This is a genomic window from Pseudomonas sp. NPDC088444, assembly GCF_044900175.1.
Lineage (GTDB): Bacteria > Pseudomonadota > Gammaproteobacteria > Pseudomonadales > Pseudomonadaceae > Aquipseudomonas.
The window spans coordinates 144,751-167,359 of sequence record NZ_JBJDNK010000009.1; the positions used below are offsets into that span (position 1 = coordinate 144,751).

A 22,609-nucleotide genomic window follows, 5' to 3' on the forward strand; every position below is an offset into this window, starting at 1 on the left:
ACGAGTTGGGCACAATCGAGCCTGCGAACAACAAGAATCCGCGGCGGAAACCAGACGATGCAGATCGATGAAGAACTGACCCTCAAGAAGCTGGAAATCTTTCTGGCCTTCATGCGCACCGGCAATCTTGGGCGTGCGGCGTCGGAATTGCAGACGAGCACGGTCAGCGTTCATCGGGCGATTCACTCACTGGAGAACGCGCTGCGCTGCCCGTTGTTCAAACACGAAGGTCGCAACCTGACGCCACTCGAAAGCGCATACGTGCTGGAAGAGAAAGCGCAGAAGCTGGTGCAGGACACCGTGGGGATGGTCGAGCAGACTCGCGCAGCGGCAGGGTTTTCAGCAGCGCGCTTCAAGCTGGGCGCGCTGTACTCGCTGACGGTCAAAACCGTGCCGCAGTTGATCATGGGCCTGAAGATCCGCCGCAGCGAGCTGAACATCGATTTGATTCTTGGCTCGAACATCGACCTGTTTTACAAGCTGAAGAACATGGAAGTGGACGCAATTCTGGTGTCGCTCAACGAAAGCGTGAGCGACCCGGATTGCGAGCAGTTGCCGCTGTTCTCCGACGACATTTTTCTCGCAACACCCGCTGACTCGCCGTTTGCACAACAGAGCGAAGTGGACCTGAGTGATCTGCGGGAAATGACCTTCATCACCCTGACCCAAGGCTTCGCCACCCACCGTGACGGCACGCGAGTGTTTCTACAGGCGGGGTTCGAACCAAAAGTAGCGATGCAGGTGAACGACATCTTCACCCTGCTGAGCATGGTCAGTTCGGGGGTGGGCTACGCGCTGCTGCCGGGCCGCATCGCCGCCGTGTACGAAAACCGCGTGCGCCTGATCCCCCTTCAGCCGCGGTATCGCATGCAGCAGCACATTGGTTTGGTGTTTCTCAAGGCCAGGGAGCGCGATCCGAACCTGTTGGCGTTGTTGGCAGAGTGCCGGATGTATTCGAATCGGTTGGCCGAGGGGTAGCTGCAGGGGTGCGCCCTGTAGGAGATTCCATGTTGACTGATCAACCCCTTTCGCCAGCCGGCTCCCACAGAACCGGGGCCGATCCGTGTGGGAGCCGGCTTGCTGGCGAATGCGGCGTGTCAGGCCACTCATTTGTTACTGACACACCTCTTCGCGGGCAAGCGCGCTCCTACGGCCTTCGGCCAGAATCAAGTGCAGATCCGGGCTTAACCCAAAATCCCGCGCACGATGAAATACAGCAGCGAAGGCCCCAGCAAACAGCCCAGCCCGGTGTGAAAGGTTGCGGTCAACGCGCCATACGGCACCAACCGCCGATCCGTCGCCGCAAGGCCCGCTGTCACGCCGCTGACCGTACCTGCCAAGCCACCGAACACCATCGCTGAACGCGGGTTGTCCAACGCCATCCAGCGTGCCGCCATGGGGGTGCCGACCATCACCAGAATCGCCTTGATCAGCCCAGTCGCAATCGACAACGCCATCACATCCGAACTCGCACCCAACGCCGCCCCAGTCACTGGCCCAACGATATACGTCACCGCGCCCGCACCGATGGTGGTGATGCTCACCGCATCGCGGTAGCCAAACGCATAGGCCACACAGCAACCGACGATGAACGGCAGCACAGTGCCCAGAAATAAAGAGAATGCGCCGATCAACCCGGCCTTTTTCGCCTCAGTGGCCTGCACCTCGAATGCCGTGGCCACGATCGCAAAGTCGCGCAGCATCGCACCGCCCATCAAACCAACACCGGAGAACAGCGCGAGGTCAGCGAGGCCTTTCTGGCCGCCGGTCATCACGCCACCGACCCACGCCAGTACCAGGCCGATCACGATGGCGATGGCCGAGCCGTGGATGCGTCCGAAGGTCAGATGCTTGGACAGCACCACGGAAATCCACATCACCACGCCGACGACAGCGAACGCCGTGATCAGGCCCTGACTGATGAGGTCTTTCTGAATGAGATCCCACATATCAGCGACCTCCTGCCGGTGCGGTGGTCGGCGCGATCACCGAGCTTTCGTGTTTAGGCTCGTGTTTGGGTTCCTCTGCGGGCAATGGCTCACCCTTGTTGATCCGACTGATCAACGCAATCGTGCAGCCGCAAACGACCACCGAACCAATGGCCGCGATCACTGCAATCGGGCCGCCTTTCAACGCCGTGACGACGTTCTGCTGCGCGGCCATGGCCACGACCACCGGAATGTACATCGCGCCCCAGAAGCCGACGCCCATTTCGCAACCCTGGCTCATGCCTCCGCGCTTTTGCATGTAGAGACGGGCGCAGATCAGCAGGATCATCGCGATCCCGACACCGCCCACGTTGGATTTGACCCCCAGCAGCACGCCGAGCAAGTCACCGAGAATCACCCCCGCGAGGGTGCAGATAGCGAGTAACGCAACGCCGTAGATAATCATTGTTTTGCCCTCAATCGTCGAAGTTGTTGTTTTTGTGTTCCTTCGAAAGCAGCAGCCGGTTCAGCCCGTTTATAGTTGGCGACGTTCCTCCTCTCGCGACAGCGCGCTCAGCGTATCCAGCCGGGCGCCCTGAAAGGCGACAGCCGATCCTTGTTCAAACACTCTTCTCGCCAATCCCGTCAAGACAGTGCCAGGCGGTAATTCGATCTGCAGACGCGCACCGCGCTCGTAGGCGGTTTGCACGGTGCTGCGCCAGTCGATGACCCGGCACATGTTGAAGGCCAGGTCGTCGCGTAATTTGTCCGCGGTGAACAGCGGGCGAGCGGTGCTGCCGCTCAGGTATTTCAGCGTCGGCACTTGAATCGACACCTCTGCGAACGCCTGCGCCAGCGCCCGTGCGGATTCGCTCAACAGCTCGCAGTGAGAGGGCACGCTGACCGCCAAACGTTTCGCCGTCGCAGCGCCCTCGCCCTTTGCCAGTGATGCAACGTCAGCCATGGCCTGATCATTGCCCGCAATGACGAACTGGTTGTCCGCATTGATATTGGCTAGGTACACCGGGCTGCGCGGGCTGTGGACTTGCGCGACGAGACGTTCGACTACACCCTGATCCAGCCCGATCAACGCTGTCATGCCATAGCCCTGTGGATAAGCACCCTGCATCAATTCACCCCGCAGAGCGACCAGCCGTACGGCGTCGGCGAAGCTCAAGGCACCTGCGATCACCGCTGCCGGGTAGGCACCAATCGACAGCCCTGCCACGTAATCCGGGGCATTGCCCCGCGCCATCAATAATCGCGAACAGGCGACGCCTGCGATCAGCAAACACAGCTGAACGCTGCGAGTGGACTGCAAGGACTCGGGGGAATCCAGATCCAGTACTTCCTCATTCAGCGCGTCGCTGGCTTCGCGCAGGCATTCGCCAATCAACGGATCGCTCGGCAGCGCGTGCAACATGTCCGCCTGCTGCGCGCCTTGGCCGGGAAACGCCCAAAAGCTGCTCATGCTGCGCACTCCTGGGCCAGCCACGGGTTGCTCACCAGTCGCGCGCCCTCGTCCGCTTTGAGCAATACCTGCCGCGCGGAACCCGCCCATTCGCGCAAAGCCACCGCCCCGAATGGAGTTTGCAGTTGCAGGTCAATGCGACAGGCCGCGCCGTCCAGCGCTTCGAGCAGTTCAACGGCCCGTTGGCGGCTGAAGAACGACTCGGCGCGCAAGATCAAATCCAGATCGCTGTCCTGATGCAGCACCTTGATGCCCGTCGCCAACTCAAAACCGGCGCTGCCCGCAATACCCCACGGCAAACTCACGGCATCCAGCATCGGACGTATCTGTTTCAGCACACGCAACGCTGGCCACTCGGTGCCCAGGTTGTCCACAGCATCGACCAACTGCTCAGGTCGGACCTGCCGCGCGATGTCGGCCAGTTTCATCACCATCGCGAAGCGCTGATCCCGCGTGCGACCTCGAACCCCCACAGCTATGCAGCCCGCCGCTACCTGCGCCCGGCGCACTACCACTGGATGCCCAAGGCTGACCGCCTCGACCACCCACGCAGGCGCGTCGGCAGGCAAAGCGGCCACCGGCATGCCCCACAACAAATCGTGGGGCTGCACGTGCAGGTTGAGGCGCATTACCACTGCGCCCGCAACAGTTCGCGGACTTTCGAAGACGCCGCCCGGTTAGGCGCGCCCAGCCGCGAACTCAAATCGTTGCTGCCGCCTTGAACGTCTTTGATCGCCGCGATCAGGCACTCCTGAACCACGCTGATATCCCCGGCAGCCGGTTGTTCGATCTGGCTCACCGAAAGGGTTTCCCAGAGCAGGCCCAGCCCCGCGTAGCTGTCGATGTCATAGGCCATCGGCGGGATGCTCGCGGCGAGCTTTTCCAGTTCTTCGACACTGCGCAAGGTGACGCGGGCTGCCGAGGCTTTGCCCATCGCGTGCACCATCACACCCGGATCGCGAAGGGCGATCAAACGGTTGGCCTGGTAGCCATGAGCGAGAAACGCGCCGGACATTGCCTTACCCACCAGTAAGCCAATCACCGGATGCCCAGCCAGCCGCGCGCGAGCATACGCATCGACTGCCCCGGCCAGCGCCTGATGAATACCCAATGCCTCTTCGCGACGGCCATAGGCCTGGCTCGGCACGTCGATGATGGCTACCAATGCACGCTTTTGCGGGTTTTGCCGATCCAGTTCGATGGCGGCATCGACAGCTTTCGCCAGCCCCCAGCCTTCCAGCAAGCCGACCTCGCCGTTCCGGGCGCGAGGGAAGCGGTTGCTTGAGTCAGCCACTACCGCGAGAAAACGCGCAGGCTGAGCGCCCAACTGGCCATCGGCAACTTTGACCGATGCGGGCAAACCCACCACGTGCGAAGCGCCAGCGCTCAGGGCATTGAACCAGTTCAAACCGCGGACGGACGCACTCATGGCTGTTCTCCTTTGTAGAGCGCGCGCACAGCAGCAGGCTCGATTTGCGAGGCAGTGTCCAGACCGGACAGCCGTTGCAGGAACACTCCGTACTGTCTGCTGCGTTCGTGCTCGGGTTTGCCTTTTTGCAGCAGCGTTTCCACCTGCTGAGAAATGGCAGCGATGTCGTCGGCGACGTAAGCGTCTACCAGACCGCTGGCGTAACGCTGCTCGCCCCCGGTCAGGCTCCAGATGAAAGGCCGGTCGCGGGAGTCATATTCTTCGATGCCTGCTTCCTGCTCGATCACCTGCGGGCCGTTCAGCCCGAGACGCGCCTCTTGAGTCACCACCAGATAGCTGCACAGCCCGGCGGCGATGGACATGCCGCCGAAGCAACCGACGCTGCCCGCCACCACGCCGATCACCGGCTGATAACGACGCAGATCGACAATGGCTGCATGAATTTCGGCAATCGCAGCAAGCCCCAGATTGGCCTCCTGCAAGCGCACGCCACCGGTTTCCAGCAACAGAACGGCTGCGGTCGGGATGCCTTTACGGTTGTCTTCAGCCGCCAGCTCCAGTGCACCGGCCATTTTCGCGCCGCCGACTTCGCCCAGGCTGCCGCCCTGAAAGGCTCCTTCAATGGCGCAGATCACCACCGGCTGACCACCGATCGAACCTTTGGCGACTACCACGCCGTCGTCAGCCTGGGGCACCACGCCCTGCTTCGCCAACCAAGGCGACGTAACGCGCGCAAAGGGATCGATCAGTTCGCGAAAGCTGCCTTCGTCGAGCAGTGCACGGGCACGTTGCCGAGCACCGAGTTCGACGAAGCTGTGTTGTTTGAGCAGACGGGCGCTGTCAGTCATGACCGATCTCCTCGAAACCTTGCTCCAGACGCAGGCGCACCACGCCGGGGGTCGCGCCGAAGTCGTGGATATCGATGCTCAGGGCAGGCGGCGTCTGACCGTCGAACATGCGCTCGAACAGGTGCTGCCAGCGCGCCGAACTGCCGTTCACTGACGTCAGCACTTGAATCGTCAACCTGCCCGGCAGGCCGGGTTCAAGCAGCACTTCCAGATCGCCGGAACCCACACAGCCCACCAGCGCACGCCCCAAAGGCGGTTGGCCCGCCGGGAATTCGAAAGACAGGGTTTCCATCACATAGTCCTCGTTTCAATGCCGAGCGCAGGCTCAAGGCAATCGATAAACAGGCAAGCGGCCAGCAGATCGGCAGCGCCTCCCGGAGATGCGTTCAGGCTCAGCAGTTGCTGATCCAGCTCATGCAAGGCGCGACGACCGCTGAGGGTCGCACTGCCACCGGCGTCGAGCACCCGTTGCGCACCAAACTGCGTGGCCTGCAAGCCCCGTTCGCCTGCGCGATACAGCACGCAGGTGTCGGAGAGCGTGGTCATGATTGCCAGCAAGGCATCGAGCCGAGCGTTCTGTTCACCATGCCCCGCTGTGCGGCTGCGCTGGAGTTGCGGCAAGCCGGTTTGCGTGACGGACGGAAAGCCCATCTGCGCCTGCTCTCTGGCGCCCATCGCGCCGAACTTGCGAGCGACCTGCGCGCCATGACTGTTGGTGGCAGGCTGCTGACGATCCTCGATCAACGCCAGACAACCCGCGCGCAGGCCCAAGCCCGCAGGTGACAGATCCTCTGGATCAAGCGCGGCTGCCGTGACCAGCAAACCCAGTGCCCAGATCGCGCCGCGATGGGTATTCACGTCGCCCGTGGTGCGCATCATGGCGGCCTCGCCTTCGCGACCGATCCGGCCAATCGCCTCTCTCAACGGCTGGTTGATTTCACCGATCTCAATGGCCACTTCGGCCATCTCTTTGAACGCAGGCCAGAGGGACAGGGCCGAGGCGTGCATCAAACCCAGATGCAGGTCTTTGTGGGCGCCACTGCTGCGACGGTCCACCAGCGCGGGTTTGGGCGAGAGGTCAGCCTCGTCGATCAGCGCGTCCACCGCCAGATCTGCGAGCCGCTCGGCCAATGGCAGCGAACGTGGTGCTTCGTTGAATGCAACGTTAAGTGCACGCATCACCAGCTCCTGAATTTCGCAGGCGGGTTGTACAAGCCTGCGGACCACTCCACCAGTTCAGCAATGCTCTTGGCGGCCAGCAGTTCACGCGTGGCGTCGGTGCGGCGAATACCCAGGTCTTCCGGCAGCGCGATCAAGCCTTCACGGCGCATGCGAGCGGTGTCTTTGGGGTTGTGGCGCAAGCCGATGGCCGTGACGCCTGCAACGGCGGCGATCATCGCCTGGCGCTCTTCGAGGCTGCGCGCTTTGTACAGATAGGCAATGCCTTCTTCAGTCAGCAGGTGGGTAACGTCGTCGCCATAGACCATGATCGGCGCCAGCGGCATGCCGCTCTTCTTCGCGACTTCGATGGCGTCCAGCTTCTCGACGAAGGTCGGTTTGCCGCCCTCCTGGAAGGTTTCGACCATCTGCACCACCAACTTTTTACCCCGTGCCAGATAAGCGTCGGTATCGGGGGTTTGCTGGCGCATGTCGAGCCAGGCCGGGGTGCCATGACGACGACCGCGCGGGTCATGGCCCATGTTCGGCGCGCCGCCGAAACCGGCGAGGCGGCCCCGAGTCACGGTGGAGGAATGGCCATCGCCGTCTACTTGCAGCGTGGCGCCGATGAACAGATCCACCGCATACTGCCCGGCCAGTTGGCACATCATGCGGTTGGAGCGCATCGAGCCGTCGTGGCCAGTGAAGAACACATCAGGCCGCGCCGCGATGTAGTTTTCCATGCCCAGTTCGGTGCCGAAGCAATGCACGCTTTCCACCCAGCCGCTTTCAATCGCAGGGATCAGGGTTGGATGTGGATTGAGCGTCCAGTTGCGGCAGATTTTGCCTTTAAGGCCGAGGGATTCGCCGTAGGTGGGCAGGATCAGCTCTATGGCGGCGGTGTTGAAGCCAATGCCATGGTTCAGCGACTGGACGTTGTGTTTCTCGTAGATCCCGCGAATCGCCATCATCGCCATCAGCACATGCACCGGCTTGATGTGGCGCGGATCGCGGGTGAACAGCGGTTCGATGTAGAACGGCTTGTCGGCCACCACCACGAAATCGACCCACGACGCCGGAATGTCCACGCGGGGCAGATCGCTGACGTCGTCCACCAATTGGTTGACCTGCACGATGACGATGCCATCGCTGAACGCGGCCGGTTCGATCAAGGCCGGGGTGTCTTCGGTACTGGCACCGGTGTAGATGTTGCCTGCGCGGTCGGCCATGAAACCGGCAGACAGCACGACGTTGGGAATCAGGTCGACCAACAGGCGGGAATACAGCTCGATGTAGGTGTGAATCGCACCGACTTCCAGCAGGCCGTCTTCCAGCAACTGGCTGATGCGCAGGCTTTGCGTACCGGCGAAGGAGAAATCGAGCTTGCGGGCGATGCCGCGTTCGAAGAGATCCAGATGCTCGGCGCGCCCGACGCTGGGCATGATCATGTGCAGGTCATGCAACTTGCCGGGGTCGGCCCTGACCAGCGAACGTGAAAGAAAATCCGCCTGTTTCTGGTTGTTGCCTTCCAGCACCACCCGGTCACCGGGCGCAATCAACGCCTCCAGCGCCGCGACGATCTTGTCGGTGGGCAGAACCACGCCATCGGCGAGGGAACGCACTTGCTCGAGCCGCCGCTGCTTTTCGCTGCGACGACGCGACCAGCGCGGGTCAAGGTTTGTTGTAGTCGTCATGCTGACTCCACGGGTTCGCTGTCGTGGGTCACCTTAGGAGGATGGCGGGGGGGTATCAATCAAGTAGCGGGCGGGATCGTTACGGTTGGAGTAATGATTTGCCAGAAAGTGGCTCCAATCCCCCGATCTGCCTGACACGACGCGGGTGTATGGTTTTGCTGCCGCTTCGCGCCAGATCGCGGGCAAGCGCCGCTCCTACGAGCTTCGCCCAGAATCAAAAGTCATGCGTCGACCCTCATCTGCATCAAAAGCCATGCGCGAACCCCGCAAGGCTCCACACTGAATCAAAAGCTACCCGACACCTGCACCAACCCCGCATCCACCAACCACTGTTCCAACGCCACCAGATCCGGAATCTTCGCCACCGTATCCCCCACCTGCACCGCCGCCAGTTCCAGCTCGGACAACGGCACATCGACATAACTGAGTTGGCTGTCGAGCTTGCAGGAGCGAGGAATACCCTGAGTCAGCAAGGCGATGAATTTCAGATCAGGCCGTCCACCCAACGCATTGAGCACGACGATCCGTGCCCGTCCGCCTACCCGCGCGCGGCCACCGCAGGCGGCTTCGAAGCTGAGTAACGGCAGGCTGCGATGCCGCCAGTCGATCGGCCCCAGATACCACTGAGGCGCAGCGGGATCGGCGATGCTGTCCTGATAATCGATCAATTCAGCCACCGCCACGTTGGGCAGCAGCAGATGCCGGTCGCTCAAGGGGATGAGCAATCCGGTGAGGCTGGTCAGGCGTGCGGTCTGGCTGGTGGTGTCAGACATGGGCGTGACTCCAGTGGGCGATGCTCTCCAGCAAAGCCGCTTCCTGATACGGCTTGCTCATGTAGTCGTTCACGCCCAACGCCATGGCGCGGTCTCGGTGTTTCTGGCCCGAACGGGACGTAATCATGATGATCGGCAGGTGTTTGAGCGCTTCGTCTTCGCGGACTTTACTGGCGACCTCAAAGCCGTCCATGCGCGGCATCTCGATGTCCAGCAACATGACGTCGGGGGTGTGCTCCTGCAACAGGGCCATGGCGTCGACACCGTCCTTGGCCGTCAGCACGTTCATGCCGTTACGCTCCAGCAAGCGCCCGGTGACTTTGCGCACAGTGACCGAGTCGTCCACCACCATCACCAGCAATGGGCGGGTATGCTCGGCTTCGATATACGGCGTCGGCGCCTGCCCGGACACGTGCAAGGCGAGCCTCTGCGCGTGGTGGCGGCGAATATGGGCAAACAGGTCCAGAATCAGCACGACGCTGCCGTCTCCCAAAATCGTAGCGCCGGTAATCCCCTGAACGCCTGAAAACTGCGGCCCGAGGTTCTTGACCACGATTTCCCGCGACCCCGCCAGCGCGTCCACCTGAACCGCTACCCACTGATCGTGAACGTGAACCAGCAACACGGGCAGCGGCTGGGTCTGCCCGATCAACTTGGGCGGCTGGCTGTTGTGCAACAGTTCGCCCAGATAGCGCAACTCATAGGTCCGGTCACTATATTGGTAGCGAGCGGGCGAAGACTGATAACAGGCCTCCAGTTCACTGGGCATGACCCGCACGATGCCTTCGACGCTGTTCAGCGGGACCGCGTATTGCTCATCGCCGCATTGCACCATCAAGGCCTGATTGACCGACACCGAAAACGGCAGGCGGATACGGAATCGCGCGCCTTGCCCGGCTTTCGAGTCGATGACCATCGAGCCGCCCAGCTCTTTGACCTCGGCGTGCACCACGTCCATGCCCACGCCGCGCCCGGAAATCTGGGTGATGGTTTCGGCAGTGGAAAAACCGGCCTGCAAGATGAATTGCAGCGTGTCGTGCTCGCTCAACTCTGCATCCGGCGCGATGAGACCGCGCTTGATCGCCTTGCGCCGCACGGCCTCGAAATCGACGCCCGCGCCGTCGTCGCTCATCTCGATGACGATATCGCCGCCTTCGTGGGCCAGGCTCAATGTGATATGCCCGACTTCGGGCTTGCCCGCCGCAAGGCGTTTTTCCGTGCTTTCCTGACCGTGATCCACCGCGTTTCGCAGCATGTGTTCCAAGGGCGCGACCATGCGCTCCAGCACGTTGCGGTCCATTTCGCCCTCGGCGTTGATCACGTCGAATCGGACCTTCTTGTTCAATTCGCCCGACACCTGCCGTACGATCCGACGCAAGCGCGGCACCATGCGCTCAAACGGCACCATGCGCGTGCGCATCAGGTTTTCCTGAAGCTCGGTGTTCACCCGCGCCTGTTGCTGCAACAGGGTTTCGGCGTCGTGAGCGCGGGTGTCGAGGGTTTCCTTGAGGTCCATCAGGTCCGAGGCCGATTCGAACAGGGCGCGCGAAAGCTGCTGCAACTGCGAATGGCGGTCCATTTCCAGTGGGTCAAATTCCTCATAACCCAGCCGCTCGGCCTGATGATCTCGGCTGAGAATCCGTCCTTGCGTTTCGATGTCCAGCCGACGCAACTGGTCGCGCATCCGCTCGATGGTGATTTCCATCTCGGCCAGCGTGGCTTGAGCATCGCTGACTTGCTGCTCGATACGCCCACGAAAGATCGAGGTTTCACCGGCCAGGTTCACCAGGTCTTCCAGTTGCTCGGCGGGCACCTTGACCATTTCGGGCCCTGCACGCTCGGCGTCGGGCTCGGGCGTGACAGGTGCCGACTCAACCGCTGGAGGCGGCGCAATGACGGGCTCTTCCAGCGGTTTGACCGCCACCTCATGGATCGCTCCCGAGGCGGAATACTGAGCAATGCTGTCGATCAGTAGCGCCGGGTTGGGCAGCGGCTCATAGCCACGAACGGCATCGACCATGTCGGCAAGCATGTCATGGCCGCTTTGCAGCAAGCCGTTGAGCAGCGCGCCGTTTTTCAGCGCACCGGAGGAAAGCCCCTCGTACAGCGACTCCAGTTCATGAGCCAGATCGCCAATCGACGTGATTTCCACCATCCGCGCGCCACCCTTGAGGGTGTGCAGGTCGCGCAGCAGGTTTTCCACTTCCACGGTGTTCTGTGGCTCGGCCTGCCAGCGCACCAGCGCCGCGCTGGAACTTTCGATGATGTCGTCGGCTTCTTCGAGGAAGATTTCCAGCAGCTCGGGGTCGCGCTCGTCCAGCGGCTGGATCATCGAACCAACATTGCGCGGCTCGCTTTCCGGCACGGCTGCGAAACTGGATTGGCGGAACTCGCGGATTTCCTCGATCAACGCATCGGCGGTGGTCAGTTCGGCACGGTTTTGCAGTTGATCGAGCATGGCGGCCAACTGGTCGTGACTGCGCACCAACAACGCCGCGAGCGGAGACGAATACATACAGCGCCGGTCGATCAACGCCTCGTACAGCGATTCAAGCTCATGACCCAGATCGCCCACCGGGCCAATCTCCGCCATGCGCGCGCCACCTTTGAGGGTGTGCAGATCACGCTGAAGCGACGACAGTGGCATCGCGTTGTCCGGATCATCCAGCCAGCGCTGCAAGGCCTTGCCCGCGCCATCGAGGATATCGACGGCTTCTTCAAGGAAGATGTCGACGATCTCCTGATCGATATCGTCCCGCTCGACAGGCGCAACCTGGCTCTCAAGGGCTTCGGTCGCTTGATCCAGCTCGATGACACGGCTGGCCAATCCACCGTCGCGCTGCACGATGCCCATCGCCGCAGGGTCCAAAGCCTCATCGAGCAGCTCTCGCAGCGCCTGAATGCGCTCGGGGCAGGCCTGAACCTCCTGACCGGCCGCCACCTGATCGAGCATGTTGATCAGTGCCTCGTGGGCGCTTTCTGCCTCATCGAAAAACCGCTCGCTGACCGCAAGACTGCTTTCTTCCACCGCGCCATAGAGGTCCAGCAGGGCTTCGCACAGCTCGTCCACCTGTGGCAGATCAGCCATGTGCGCGCCCTGGCCGAGCATGGTCAGTTCATCCAGCAGCGCGTTGAGCTCCTGCCGCTCGCCAGGGTGTTTGCGCCAACGGCTGAGCAGGGTTTCGGCGTCCAGCAGAATGTCCATGCCTTCGGCAAGAAAGCTGGCAATCAATTGCGGGTTACGACGACGGCGCAAACCGTGGCCATCCGCGTTGAGGGCTTCAGCCAGTTGCTGATCGAGCAACGCCCGAGCCATTTCGATCAACGCCGCAGCGCCCTCGATCGGCATCAGCGGGTCGATTTTCAGGTTCGCCAACCCCTGATGGAACAATGGCTCGGCTGAGCGCAACAGCTCGATTTCGGGCTGGCCGACACTCATCAGATTGGTCTTGTACTCGCGAATCAGCAGGTCCAGCGGCCCCGCCAGTTCCGCCATCGGCAGCACACCGGCCATGTAGGCACTGCCTTTCAAGGTGTGCATCGCGCGCAGCAAATCGTCGCTGAACGTGGGCGAGTCATCGTGCTGAACGGCGTCCAGATAGCGGTTCAGCGTGTCCAGATGCGCCAGGGCTTCCTGACGGAAAATCTCCAACAACTGCGGGTCGAAGCCTTCTTCCGGCTCCACAGGGTCGGGCGATGCAACCACTTGCACCTCGTCCTCTTCACCCTGCGCCAGCGCATGGGCACGGGCCGCCAACAGGTCGACATCGTCCCGCTGGCGCTGAACGTCTTCGGCAAAGTCACGAATCACATCCGGCAGCAGCGCCTGCATGTCTTTGAGCAGTTGCTGGACGCGTTCGTCAGGCTCGACGCTGCGCTCCAGCACCCGGTTCAACAGGTTTTCTACCGCCCAGGCCAACTCACCCAGCACCAGCGCCCGCACCATGCGCCCGCTGCCTTTGAGGGTGTGAAATGCCCGGCGAATTTCGCCCAACGCGGAAAAATTCTGTGGATCACTCAGCCAGCGCGGCAGGTATTCGTGCAGGGCTTCGAGAACTTCGTCAGCCTCTTCGAGAAACACATCACGCAGGTCGTCATCGACCGCAGGCTCACTCTTCGGTGGCGGCAGCAGGCTGGCGGGAACGTGACGAGCCGGAGGGTTGACCGCCGAAACCGGGCTGGCCAGCACTTCAGCCAGGCTCTGACTTTCGACCGACGCAGGAGGCGTATCGTGCTGCGCTGCGTGGGCGATGACCTGATCGAGCATCGGCACCTCCACCTCATCGGTGACAGGCGAATACCCCAGCCTGGCCAGACTCTCCTGAGCCAGATCCAGCACACGCTCCCCTGGCGCTTCCGGGTCTTCGGCCATGCGCTCCAGGTAATACTCGATACCGATGATCACGTCGGCCAGATGATCGAGTTGCGACCAGCTCGGACGCTCCTGATCCTGCAACAGATGCTCGATGATGTATTCGTTGCATGCCGCCAACAGACCAGAGGCGCGGGTCAGCGGAATCATCGCCAACGCACCACGCACCTGTATCAGTTGCGCCGACAGCGGCGCCAGTCGCTGACGATCCAGATCGCCGACGATGTAATCGTCAATCACATCCTTGGCCTGCTGCAAAACGAGCCGCGCTTCCTTGATCACCAGTTGATGAATCTGGCTCAGGTCGGTGGTCGGCAAACGACTTTCTTCGGGGCTGCTCTGATCGACCGTCCCAGCCATGCCCGCCAGCGTCGCCTCGACGTACAGCAGGGCACCCGCCACATCCATCAGGCTCGGATCACTCGGCTCCCGTTGCCCCTGAGCCATGCCCTGCACCACCGTGAGCTGGTCGATGATGACCTTGCGCGGCTGACCGAAACCCAGCACCGCCAGCGTGTCGGCGATTTGCCTCAGCGGCGGCAACAGCGCATTGAGTTCACTGACGTGCTGGCGGTCGCCCCGCACGAACACGTCCAGCCGCTCCTTGGTGCGCACCAGTTCGTCACACAATGCAATGATCACCGAACGCATCGCATCGCGGTCGGGCGCGGCCATTCGCGCGCGCTCCTCATCGACCAGCGCGCTTTCGGGAAGGGCCTCGTCAAGACCGTATTGATCCTTCAAATCCATCATTTTCTGAGCCTGACTGTCAGATTTGGCGATGTAGAACAGCAGACTTTTCAGCAACTCATCGGGTGCTGGCTGATTGATCCCCGCGATCCCCTGCTCGAACAACCTTTTCAATTCCTTGTCCGCGTCCTTGAAGAGACTGCGCAAGGCCGGGCTGTTGGTGAAATTGCCACTCGCCATACCGTCCACCAGGGCGGAGGCGATGCGCCAGAGCGGTTCAAGGGGCGCATCCTTGCACAAGGTTTCGAGACGCGCGAAGACCCTGGTCATGTAATCGAGTTGTTTCTGCACATCCTGCTCGCGCATCAGACCGACCAGCGCGGTTTGCAGGGTCTGGCGCCATTTGCGCAGTTTTCCGGGCAGTTCGGGGCTGTCGCGCTCGGCGAGGGCTTGCGTGTCGAGAGCGGGAACGGTCAGCAATTGCGGCGAGAACAGGCTGGTTTCCGAGAGCAGACTCTCGCCTCGGGCGCTGCGCAGATCGTTGAGCAGCGGCAGCACCACCAGCGGCAGGTCACGGCGGGCCGAGTGCACGCGCTCCAGATAAACGGGCAACTGGCTCATGGCCTGATGCAGCAACTGCACCGCCTCAGCCTCTTGCCCCACATGACCGCACTGCAACGCCAACGCCAGTTGTTCGATCTCTTCGGCGAACAAAGCAGCGCCATAGAACTCGATCATTTGCAGGCTGCCGTGCACCTGATGAATGAAGTCCAGACAGACTTCCATCGTCGACGGATCGTGAGGGCGCGAGACGTACGCATCCAGCGCCTGTCGGGCGTGTTTGAGCGTATCGGCGATTTCACCCTTGACCCACTCTAGGGCCACGTAGTCGTGACGGTCAGCCATGATGGCTCCAGTTGCCCAAGTCGTGAGGCCTGACGATCAATGCGTATCCCGCGATGCGGGCAGTGTAAAACCGGACACCGAGCGGCGCATCTCACTGGCCATTTTCGCCAGATTGCCCATGCTCTGCGCAGTGGCGGCGGTTCCCGAGGTGGTCTGCGTGGTGGTCTGCTGAATCACCTGCATCGTTGCGGAAATCTGCTGCCCCAACGCCGCCTGCTGCTGCGCCGCGTTGGTGATACTTTCGACCAGCGCCGCCAGCACTTTCGAAACCCCTTCGATTTCTTCCAGCGCCACCCCCGCATCCTGCGCCAGCCGCGCGCCGCGCACCACCTCGGAGGTGGTCTGCTCCATGGAGATTACCGCTTCATTGGTGTCATTTTGAATCGCGCGGACCAACGTCTCGATCTGCTTGGTGGCTGAAGACGAACGCTCGGCCAGACGCTGGACTTCATCCGCAACCACCGCGAAGCCACGTCCGGCATCGCCCGCCATCGACGCCTGAATCGCAGCGTTAAGCGCCAGAATGTTGGTTTGATCGGCAATGTCATCGATCAAGCTGACAATATCGCCGATTTCCTGCGAAGACTCGCCAAGGCGTTTGATGCGCTTGGAGGTGTCCTGAATCTGCTCGCGAATGTTGTCCATGCCATGGATGGTGTTGTGCACCACCTCGTTACCCTTGTTGGCGATGGCCACGGAACGCTCGGCCACCGCGACGGATTCCGAAGCATTGGCCGAAACCTGCTCGACAGAGCGGGACATGTCATTCACCGCCGTGGACGCGGCAGCGATTTGCAACGCCTGATGCTCGGAGGCCGCCGCCAGTTGCGTCGCCGTGGTCTGGGTGTCCTTCACCGCGCCGAAGACCTGCTCGGCAGTGAGGTTGATGGTCGCCACCAGTTCACGCAGTTGATCGATGGAATAGTTGATGGAGTCTGCAATCGCCCCGGTGAAGTCTTCGGTCACAGACGCGGCCACGGTCAAATCGCCGTCGGCCAGGTCTTCGATTTCATCGAGCAAACGCATGATCGCAGTCTGGTTGCGGTCGTTCTTTTCGGCGGTCTCACGCAGTTGACGGTTGGTCTCGCGAACCATGACCAAACCGATCAGGATGATCGACATCAAGGCCAACAAGCCCAGAATGTAGCCGCCGTAACTGTTGGTCGCCCGACCGCCGGCCATGTGCTCGAAGCTGTTTGCCAGCACCGAGGCTTCATCGAGCAGGGTCTGGGACAGGGTGAAGATATTCCCGGACGCCTCTCGCACTTCGAGCAACTCCGGCGATGTTTCCAGAATTTCGTCGACCGATCCCGACACAAACTGGAACAGTTCGGCAATTTCAGCCAATCGCGCGCGCGCATCCCGATCCTCGACCTGAGCGATTTTCAGGGTCGCGTTACCTTCGAGCATGCCGTTCAGTACACGCCCGAACTGGCTGGCGTCGCGACCAAAGCCATCGGCGGCCTGAACGGCAGACTCATCCCCGGACAACACGGTGTTCACAGCACCGAGAATTCGCTCGGCGAGCAAAGACTGACGTTGCGCCAATGCCACCTGACTGGCGGGAGCACGATTCTGCAGAAGGATATCGACGACTTTTTCCGACTCGATCTGCAACTGCGGAATGGTCTCGGCCAACGTCGCAGCGACCTGATGCAGTGACAACACCGTTTGTTCGCGGGAAAGAATCACATCGGTGCTTTTCCGCAGATTTTCCCAGTCGTTCTGCACCGCTTTCAGCTCATCCGTCACTTCAGCCGGTGCCGCAGGCAGACCGGTGTTTTTATCGCCTTTCTTCAAATACTGCCAACGGGTGTCGAAATCGTTGCGCGCATCGGCCAGCAACTTGAATGCGGCGGCCTTGCCAGCAGCAGCTTCAGTGGCGTTTTTGGCGATCCGTTGGGACAGCACGCGCAACTCGCCCGCGTGGCCTATGTACTGTTTGTCGTAGTTGGACTGGGTGCTCAGATACGCGAAGTTGACGAACAACAGCATGATCAGCACGATCAGGCCGATGAACAGTGCAACGATCTGCGAGCGGCTGCGCAGACCTTCCAGAGACTTGCCGGTTTTACTCATTGCTCAGGGCTCCGCCTGAAGATCGGTGTGTTTGACTCACAGAATCGACTGTGGGAGCCGGCTTGCTGGCGAAAGTGGCGGGTCAGTTGCGGGCAAGTCGCCTGACTCGCCGCCTTCGCCAGCAAGCCGGCTCCCACAGAATTCGCGGCAGGCCTGGTATTGAAGTATTGACGAGAGCCGCTGTGCGGACGAATACCACAAAGCCCCTCTTGACCTTGATTAAAGGGCGACATTCATAAAACCCGGGGACTGCACCAGACTTCGGGGGCTGAACACCCGCCAGGCCTGCTCACGCAGGAAACAGCCCTGAATATACGGTGCGATATCGGGATCGCTTTCACCCGACGGTTCGGGCATCAGACTCCGCTCGCTGAAATGCTGCATGCCCAGCACCTCATCCACCAGCAGCCCGACGAAGACATCCTGATCGTCAATCACCAATACGCGACGTTGCTTGCGCTGAGGGGAGAGTTCGTGGCCGAAAAACGCGTACACGTCCATGATCGGCAACAGGCGCCCACGCAGGTTAGCAATACCCTTGACCCAGTGTTTGACGCCCGGCATCACGGCATAGCGCGGTTCGTGAAGAATTTCGTCGACCTCGCCCATGGGCGCAACGTAGTAACGCTCACCCATGCGAAAACCGATGCCGCTCCAGCCTTGCTGCCGGGTTTCCTGCAAGGGCAAGCCGGCAGCCAGCGAGCGGCAGCGCTGGTCGATGTCGAGCAGCAGTTGAAAGGCGGTTTGCGACCGGGCCATGAACGCGGGCCAGGCTTCAGCCCGCCAGAACCGCGTTCAGGGTTTTCAAGAGGGTTTCTTCGTCCACCGGCTTGGTCAGGTAATCCCGGGCGCCCTGGCGCTTGCCCCAGACCTTGTCGGTTTCCTGATCCTTGGTGGTGATCATGATCACCGGAATGGCACTGGTGTCTGCATCCTTGGTGAGCTGACGAGTCGCCTGAAAACCGTTGAGGCCCGGCATGACGATGTCCATCAGCACGGCATCGGGCTTTTCCTGACGCGCCAGCGCCACGCCGTCAGCGCCGTTTTCAGCCTTGAGGACCTGATGGCCGTGTTTTTCCAGCATCCCGGTCAGCTTGTACATCTCAGTCGGCGAGTCATCGACGATCAGAATTCGAGCCATGGTGCTTCCCTATAGAAACAGCCGTCCCCGCGCAAGGGCCCGGCATCAAGATAGTTGTTGTTCTACTGCAACGAACTCAGGCACGTGGGCCTTGATCGTACTGAGCAGCTCTTCCTTGCTGAACGGCTTGGTCAAAAACTGATCAGAACCGACGATACGCCCCTTGGCCTTATCGAATAGCCCATCCCTGGAGGACAACATGATCACCGGGGTGGATTTGAACGCCCGGTTGTTCTTGATCAACGCACACGTCTGATACCCGTCCAGCCTGGGCATCATGATGTCGACAAAAATGATTCTCGGATGATTATCAGCGATCTTCGCCAGCGCATCGAAGCCGTCCACCGCGGTGATCACCTCACAGCCGACGTTTTGCAACAAGGTCTCGGCGGTGCGACGAATCGTTCGCGAGTCATCGATAACCATGACCTTCAATGGGGCTGAATGCTGTTCCATATCTGCTCTACCATCGCCGCGGCGATTCAGATGGGTTGCCTTCGGCCGTCTGGTGTTGTTCGAAATCGCTGAACCCCCATCTAGAGGGGTATAGGACAACTGGCCTCACGCCAGATGCCGAGCCTTTTTAGCACACTCTAAAGACGCAATCCATAAAGCATATACGCCACGCTTGCCCCTTGACCCGAAGCCTGCGCGGCGCCACCCTGACGCGTATTTTCAGGCCCGCAAAGGCCATTACCGAACAGAGGATATTACCCATGAGCGTTCGCGTTGGCATTGTCATGGACCCTATCGAGCGCATCTCCTATAAGAAGGACAGCTCGCTGGCCATGCTTCTCGCAGCGCAAGCGCGCGGCTGGTCGCTGTTTTACATGGAGCAGCAGGATCTGTATCAGGCCAAGGGCCAGGCCCGCGCCCGTATGAAACCGCTGAAAGTCTTCGCCAATCCCGAGAAGTGGTTCGAATTCGAAGCCGAAATCGACAGCGGCCTGGACGATCTGGACGTGATCCTGATGCGCAAGGATCCGCCGTTCGACATGGATTTCATCTACACCACCTATCTATTGGAGCAGGCCGAACGCGCTGGCACGCTGATCGTGAACAAGCCGCAAAGCCTGCGCGACTGCAACGAAAAGCTGTTCGCCACCCTGTTTCCGCACTGCACCCCGCCAACGCTGGTCAGTCGCCGGGCAGACATTCTGCGCGCCTTCGCGGCAGAGCATGGCGACGTGATCTACAAACCGCTGGACGGCATGGGCGGCACCTCGATCTTCCGCCACCGCCCCGAAGACCCGAACCTGTCGGTGATTCTGGAAACCCTGACCGTCAACGGCGCGCACCAGATCATGGCACAGGCCTACCTGCCCGCGATCAAGGATGGCGACAAACGCATTCTGATGATCGACGGCGAGCCAGTGCCATATTGCCTGGCGCGCATTCCGGCTGCTGGCGAAACCCGTGGCAACCTGGCCGCAGGTGGTCGTGGCGAAGCGCGCCCCCTGACCGACCGTGACCGCTGGATCGCCGCTGAAGTCGGCCCGACGCTGCGCGAGAAGGGCCTGCTGTTCGTCGGCCTGGACGTGATTGGCGAGAACCTGACCGAAATCAACGTCACCAGCCCGACCTGCATCCGCGAGATCGACAATGCATTCGGCACTGACATCGGCGGGATGTTGATGGATGCGATCGAGAAGAAACTAGAAGCCCGCTAATACTCCCACAGGGTGTGCGCATTACCCTGTGGGAGCGAATTCATTCTGGGCGGCATCCCGACGATTGGGGCGTCACATCCGATAAATGTCTATCGGCTGTACTGGCGTCTCGCGAATGAATTCGCTCCTACAGGTGTCATGCGTCGACTGGCCTATCCACACATCGGCCAACCCGCATCAAAGACAAAGTCCCCACTCACATTGCGTTATTATGCGCGGCCTGATTTTCGCCCTAGGTGGGTTTTCACAATGCTGGCTCATGTGATGCCGGAGCGTCGATGAACGCTGCGGTCGATAGAGATCTCCCGATGGCCCTGACTCGCACCTCCGTGCGTCCGGCCGATCGCCTGGGTTTTACCCTGCTGATCGCGGCGCTCGTGCATCTGGCGCTGATCCTTGGTGTGGGCTTCACCTACGTCAAGCCGGAAAAGATCAGCCAGACACTGGAAATCACCCTCGCCCCATTCAAAAGTGACACCAAGCCCAAGGACGCCGACTTTCTCGCCCAGGAAAACCAGCAAGGCAGCGGCACCCTCGACAAAAAAGCCGTTCCCAAGACAACAGAAGTCGCGCCCTATCAGGACACCCAGATCAACAAGGTAACGCCTCCGCCTGCCGCCAAACCGGTGGTCAAACAGGAAGCACCGAAAACCGCCGTGGCCACCAAGGCACCCGCGAAAGAAAAGACCGTCGCCAAGCGCGAAGAGGTCAAGCCGGACGAGCCGAAGAAAGCAGCACCCACCTTTGACAGCACTCAGTTGAACAGCGAAATCGCCAGCCTCGAAGCCGAACTGGCCGATGAGCAACAGGCCTACGCCAAGCGGCCGAAGATTCATCGCCTGAGCGCGGCCTCGACCATGCGCGACAAGGGCGCCTGGTACAAAGAAGACTGGCGCAAGAAAATCGAGCGCATCGGCAACCTCAATTACCCCGAAGAAGCCCGACGCCAGCAGATCTACGGCAGCCTGCGGATGATGGTGTCGATCAACCGCGACGGTTCTTTGTATGAAGTACTGGTACTTGAGTCTTCCGGCCAGCCGTTGCTGGATCAGGCCGCGCAACGCATCGTGCGCCTGGCCGCGCCGTTTGCGCCGTTCACCGGGGATCTGTCGGACATCGACCGCCTGGAAATCATCCGCACCTGGAAATTTGCCCGCGGGGACAAACTTTCCAGTAATTGAATGAACCCACCCGCCCCTGTGGGAGCCGGCTTGCTGGCTCCCACAGCTACAGTGCCCGGCCGGAATCAATTGGTGCATGTAGTCGTGCGCTCGCCCCTCATCAGCAACATGAAACCTGAACCCCGTCGCGATTTATCCACCCCTGTGTCGGTTCTGCCAGTTGTCACAACTGCCCCACGGCGCCACACTAGGGCTCATGAAAAACGTCCCTCCGTCGTACCTCAAGCACCAATTTCTGATCGCCATGCCACACATGCACGATGAGAACTTTTCCCAGACCTTGACCTACATCGTCGAGCACAACGCCAATGGCGCGATGGGGCTGGTGATCAACCGCCCGCAAAGCCTGTCACTGGCAGACATCCTCGAACAATTACGCCCGGAAATGACGCCGCCTGCGCGCTGTCAGCACATCCCCATTCATGTCGGCGGCCCAGTGCAGACCGACCGCGGCTTCGTCCTGCATCCGCCCGGCCAAGTATTCCAGGCCACGGTCGATCTGGGTGGCGTAGCGCTCTCCACCTCGCAAGACGTACTGTTTTCCATCGCCGACGGTTACGGCCCTGATCAAAATCTGATCACTCTGGGCTACGCAGGCTGGGACGCAGGCCAACTGGAAGCCGAATTCGCCGCCAACGCCTGGCTGAACTGCGCGTTCGACCCGGCCATTCTCTTCGAACTCGACAGCGACCAGCGCCTCAATGCCGCTGCCGCAAAACTGGGCGTGAACCTGAACCTGCTGACCAGCCAGGCGGGGCACGCCTGATGGCCGCGTTGCGTCTACTGCTAGGGTTCGACTACGGCACCAAACAGATCGGCGTCGCTGTCGGGCAGGTCATCACCGGCCAGGCCCGCGAGCTGTGCACCTTGAAAGCCCAGAACGGCGTGCCCGACTGGGACAGGGTCGAGGCGCTGATCAAGGAATGGAAACCCGACGCCATCGTGGTCGGCCTGCCCTTGAACATGGACGGCACGCCCAGTGAGATGAGCGCCCGCGCCGAAAAGTTCTCGCGCAAGCTCAACGGCCGCTTCAACCTGCCCGTCTACACCCACGACGAACGCCTGACCACCTTTGAAGCCAAGGGCGAGCGCATGTCCCGAGGCGGTCAGCGCGGCAGTTTCCGCGACAATCCGGTGGATGCCATCGCCGCAGCGCTTCTGCTGCAAGGCTGGCTGGAAGCCAATGGCGCACTGTTTGAAGACTGAGCGTGACGGCTGAGTTTGAAACCTGAGCGCTATACACTGCACCGAATCTGAGTTTTGGCCCGG

20 protein-coding genes are annotated in these 22,609 nt (G+C 61.1%); 5 read left to right on the forward strand and 15 right to left on the reverse strand.

The window, feature by feature from the left end:
• Positions 1-57 precede the first annotated feature (57 nt).
• The gene (locus ACI2KB_RS18735) at positions 58-978 is read left to right on the forward strand and encodes a LysR substrate-binding domain-containing protein (RefSeq protein ID WP_404636685.1); all 921 of its coding nucleotides are present in this window, start codon (positions 58-60) and stop codon (positions 976-978) included.
• 206 nt (positions 979-1,184) lie between these two features.
• Here the strand turns inward: ACI2KB_RS18735 and madM are convergent, their stop codons facing one another.
• From madM to pilG, 15 genes are all read right to left on the reverse strand, one after another.
• Positions 1,185-1,949, reverse strand: a complete 765-nt coding sequence (gene madM / locus ACI2KB_RS18740) for a malonate transporter subunit MadM (RefSeq protein ID WP_404636686.1) — start codon at positions 1,947-1,949, stop codon at positions 1,185-1,187.
• A gap of 1 nt (position 1,950) precedes the next feature.
• On the reverse strand, positions 1,951-2,394 hold the full coding sequence (gene madL / locus ACI2KB_RS18745) for a malonate transporter subunit MadL (protein WP_404636687.1): 444 nt from the start codon (positions 2,392-2,394) through the stop codon (positions 1,951-1,953).
• A gap of 69 nt (positions 2,395-2,463) precedes the next feature.
• Complete coding sequence (mdcH, locus tag ACI2KB_RS18750; protein ID WP_404636688.1) at positions 2,464-3,399, reverse strand: malonate decarboxylase subunit epsilon; 936 nt, start codon at positions 3,397-3,399, stop codon at positions 2,464-2,466.
• Positions 3,396-4,034 (reverse strand): malonate decarboxylase holo-ACP synthase, encoded by a 639-nt coding sequence (locus tag ACI2KB_RS18755; protein WP_404636689.1) that lies wholly within the window; start codon positions 4,032-4,034, stop codon positions 3,396-3,398. Before ACI2KB_RS18755 ends, mdcH begins: the two co-directional genes overlap by 4 nt.
• Positions 4,028-4,828 carry a biotin-independent malonate decarboxylase subunit gamma gene (gene mdcE, locus ACI2KB_RS18760; RefSeq protein WP_404636690.1) on the reverse strand — a complete coding sequence of 267 codons (801 nt, stop codon included), beginning with the start codon at positions 4,826-4,828 and terminating at the stop codon, positions 4,028-4,030. The genes ACI2KB_RS18755 and mdcE overlap by 7 nt, the downstream gene beginning before the upstream one ends.
• Positions 4,825-5,676, reverse strand: coding sequence for a biotin-independent malonate decarboxylase subunit beta (locus tag ACI2KB_RS18765; protein WP_404636691.1), 852 nt, complete (start codon positions 5,674-5,676; stop codon positions 4,825-4,827). Before ACI2KB_RS18765 ends, mdcE begins: the two co-directional genes overlap by 4 nt.
• Positions 5,669-5,968 carry a malonate decarboxylase subunit delta gene (locus ACI2KB_RS18770; RefSeq protein WP_404636692.1) on the reverse strand — a complete coding sequence of 100 codons (300 nt, stop codon included), beginning with the start codon at positions 5,966-5,968 and terminating at the stop codon, positions 5,669-5,671. The genes ACI2KB_RS18765 and ACI2KB_RS18770 overlap by 8 nt, the downstream gene beginning before the upstream one ends.
• The gene (locus ACI2KB_RS18775; RefSeq protein ID WP_404636693.1) at positions 5,968-6,855 is read right to left on the reverse strand and encodes a triphosphoribosyl-dephospho-CoA synthase; all 888 of its coding nucleotides are present in this window, start codon (positions 6,853-6,855) and stop codon (positions 5,968-5,970) included. Before ACI2KB_RS18775 ends, ACI2KB_RS18770 begins: the two co-directional genes overlap by 1 nt.
• Positions 6,855-8,528: a malonate decarboxylase subunit alpha gene (mdcA, locus tag ACI2KB_RS18780; RefSeq protein ID WP_404636694.1), complete on the reverse strand. Its 1,674-nt coding sequence runs from the start codon at positions 8,526-8,528 to the stop codon at positions 6,855-6,857. Before mdcA ends, ACI2KB_RS18775 begins: the two co-directional genes overlap by 1 nt.
• Positions 8,529-8,812: 284 nt before the next feature.
• Entirely contained in the window at positions 8,813-9,301 is a 489-nt protein-coding gene (locus tag ACI2KB_RS18785; protein WP_404636695.1) for a chemotaxis protein CheW, read from the reverse strand.
• On the reverse strand, positions 9,294-15,269 hold the full coding sequence (locus ACI2KB_RS18790) for an Hpt domain-containing protein (RefSeq protein WP_404636696.1): 5,976 nt from the start codon (positions 15,267-15,269) through the stop codon (positions 9,294-9,296). The genes ACI2KB_RS18785 and ACI2KB_RS18790 overlap by 8 nt, the downstream gene beginning before the upstream one ends.
• A gap of 36 nt (positions 15,270-15,305) precedes the next feature.
• Positions 15,306-17,348: a methyl-accepting chemotaxis protein gene (locus tag ACI2KB_RS18795; protein ID WP_404636697.1), complete on the reverse strand. Its 2,043-nt coding sequence runs from the start codon at positions 17,346-17,348 to the stop codon at positions 15,306-15,308.
• A gap of 219 nt (positions 17,349-17,567) precedes the next feature.
• On the reverse strand, positions 17,568-18,107 hold the full coding sequence (locus ACI2KB_RS18800; protein WP_404636698.1) for a chemotaxis protein CheW: 540 nt from the start codon (positions 18,105-18,107) through the stop codon (positions 17,568-17,570).
• 16 nt (positions 18,108-18,123) lie between these two features.
• Positions 18,124-18,489, reverse strand: a complete 366-nt coding sequence (gene pilH, locus ACI2KB_RS18805) for a twitching motility response regulator PilH (RefSeq protein WP_404636699.1) — start codon at positions 18,487-18,489, stop codon at positions 18,124-18,126.
• A 45-nt stretch (positions 18,490-18,534) separates the two neighbouring features.
• Positions 18,535-18,945 carry a twitching motility response regulator PilG gene (gene pilG / locus ACI2KB_RS18810; protein WP_404636700.1) on the reverse strand — a complete coding sequence of 137 codons (411 nt, stop codon included), beginning with the start codon at positions 18,943-18,945 and terminating at the stop codon, positions 18,535-18,537.
• A 260-nt stretch (positions 18,946-19,205) separates the two neighbouring features.
• On the opposite strand from pilG, the gene gshB reads away from it, so the two are divergent.
• The 4 genes from gshB (at position 19,206) to ruvX (ending at position 22,546) form a co-directional block, all read left to right on the forward strand.
• Positions 19,206-20,159: a glutathione synthase gene (gene gshB / locus ACI2KB_RS18815; RefSeq protein WP_404636701.1), complete on the forward strand. Its 954-nt coding sequence runs from the start codon at positions 19,206-19,208 to the stop codon at positions 20,157-20,159.
• Between the two features lie 278 nt (positions 20,160-20,437).
• Positions 20,438-21,340 carry a TonB family protein gene (locus ACI2KB_RS18820; protein WP_404636702.1) on the forward strand — a complete coding sequence of 301 codons (903 nt, stop codon included), beginning with the start codon at positions 20,438-20,440 and terminating at the stop codon, positions 21,338-21,340.
• A gap of 196 nt (positions 21,341-21,536) precedes the next feature.
• Positions 21,537-22,106, forward strand: a complete 570-nt coding sequence (locus ACI2KB_RS18825) for a YqgE/AlgH family protein (RefSeq protein WP_404636703.1) — start codon at positions 21,537-21,539, stop codon at positions 22,104-22,106.
• Positions 22,106-22,546: a Holliday junction resolvase RuvX gene (gene ruvX, locus ACI2KB_RS18830; protein WP_404636704.1), complete on the forward strand. Its 441-nt coding sequence runs from the start codon at positions 22,106-22,108 to the stop codon at positions 22,544-22,546. The genes ACI2KB_RS18825 and ruvX overlap by 1 nt, the downstream gene beginning before the upstream one ends.
• The last annotated feature ends 63 nt before the right edge of the window (positions 22,547-22,609 follow it).

Coding starts and splice junctions, on each gene's coding strand:
- ACI2KB_RS18785 (WP_404636695.1), bottom strand. CDS start 9,301: ATGTCTGACACCACCAGCCAGACCGCACGCCTGACCAGCCTCACCGGA.
- mdcA (WP_404636694.1), bottom strand. CDS start 8,528: ATGACGACTACAACAAACCTTGACCCGCGCTGGTCGCGTCGTCGCAGC.
- gshB (WP_404636701.1), top strand. CDS start 19,206: ATGAGCGTTCGCGTTGGCATTGTCATGGACCCTATCGAGCGCATCTCC.
- ACI2KB_RS18820 (WP_404636702.1), top strand. CDS start 20,438: ATGAACGCTGCGGTCGATAGAGATCTCCCGATGGCCCTGACTCGCACC.
- ACI2KB_RS18765 (WP_404636691.1), bottom strand. CDS start 5,676: ATGACTGACAGCGCCCGTCTGCTCAAACAACACAGCTTCGTCGAACTC.
- mdcH (WP_404636688.1), bottom strand. CDS start 3,399: ATGAGCAGCTTTTGGGCGTTTCCCGGCCAAGGCGCGCAGCAGGCGGAC.
- ACI2KB_RS18775 (WP_404636693.1), bottom strand. CDS start 6,855: ATGCGTGCACTTAACGTTGCATTCAACGAAGCACCACGTTCGCTGCCA.
- ruvX (WP_404636704.1), top strand. CDS start 22,106: ATGGCCGCGTTGCGTCTACTGCTAGGGTTCGACTACGGCACCAAACAG.
- ACI2KB_RS18825 (WP_404636703.1), top strand. CDS start 21,537: ATGAAAAACGTCCCTCCGTCGTACCTCAAGCACCAATTTCTGATCGCC.
- pilH (WP_404636699.1), bottom strand. CDS start 18,489: ATGGCTCGAATTCTGATCGTCGATGACTCGCCGACTGAGATGTACAAG.
- ACI2KB_RS18770 (WP_404636692.1), bottom strand. CDS start 5,968: ATGGAAACCCTGTCTTTCGAATTCCCGGCGGGCCAACCGCCTTTGGGG.
- mdcE (WP_404636690.1), bottom strand. CDS start 4,828: ATGAGTGCGTCCGTCCGCGGTTTGAACTGGTTCAATGCCCTGAGCGCT.
- ACI2KB_RS18790 (WP_404636696.1), bottom strand. CDS start 15,269: ATGGCTGACCGTCACGACTACGTGGCCCTAGAGTGGGTCAAGGGTGAA.
- ACI2KB_RS18735 (WP_404636685.1), top strand. CDS start 58: ATGCAGATCGATGAAGAACTGACCCTCAAGAAGCTGGAAATCTTTCTG.
- ACI2KB_RS18795 (WP_404636697.1), bottom strand. CDS start 17,348: ATGAGTAAAACCGGCAAGTCTCTGGAAGGTCTGCGCAGCCGCTCGCAG.
- pilG (WP_404636700.1), bottom strand. CDS start 18,945: ATGGAACAGCATTCAGCCCCATTGAAGGTCATGGTTATCGATGACTCG.
- ACI2KB_RS18800 (WP_404636698.1), bottom strand. CDS start 18,107: ATGGCCCGGTCGCAAACCGCCTTTCAACTGCTGCTCGACATCGACCAG.
- madM (WP_404636686.1), bottom strand. CDS start 1,949: ATGTGGGATCTCATTCAGAAAGACCTCATCAGTCAGGGCCTGATCACG.
- madL (WP_404636687.1), bottom strand. CDS start 2,394: ATGATTATCTACGGCGTTGCGTTACTCGCTATCTGCACCCTCGCGGGG.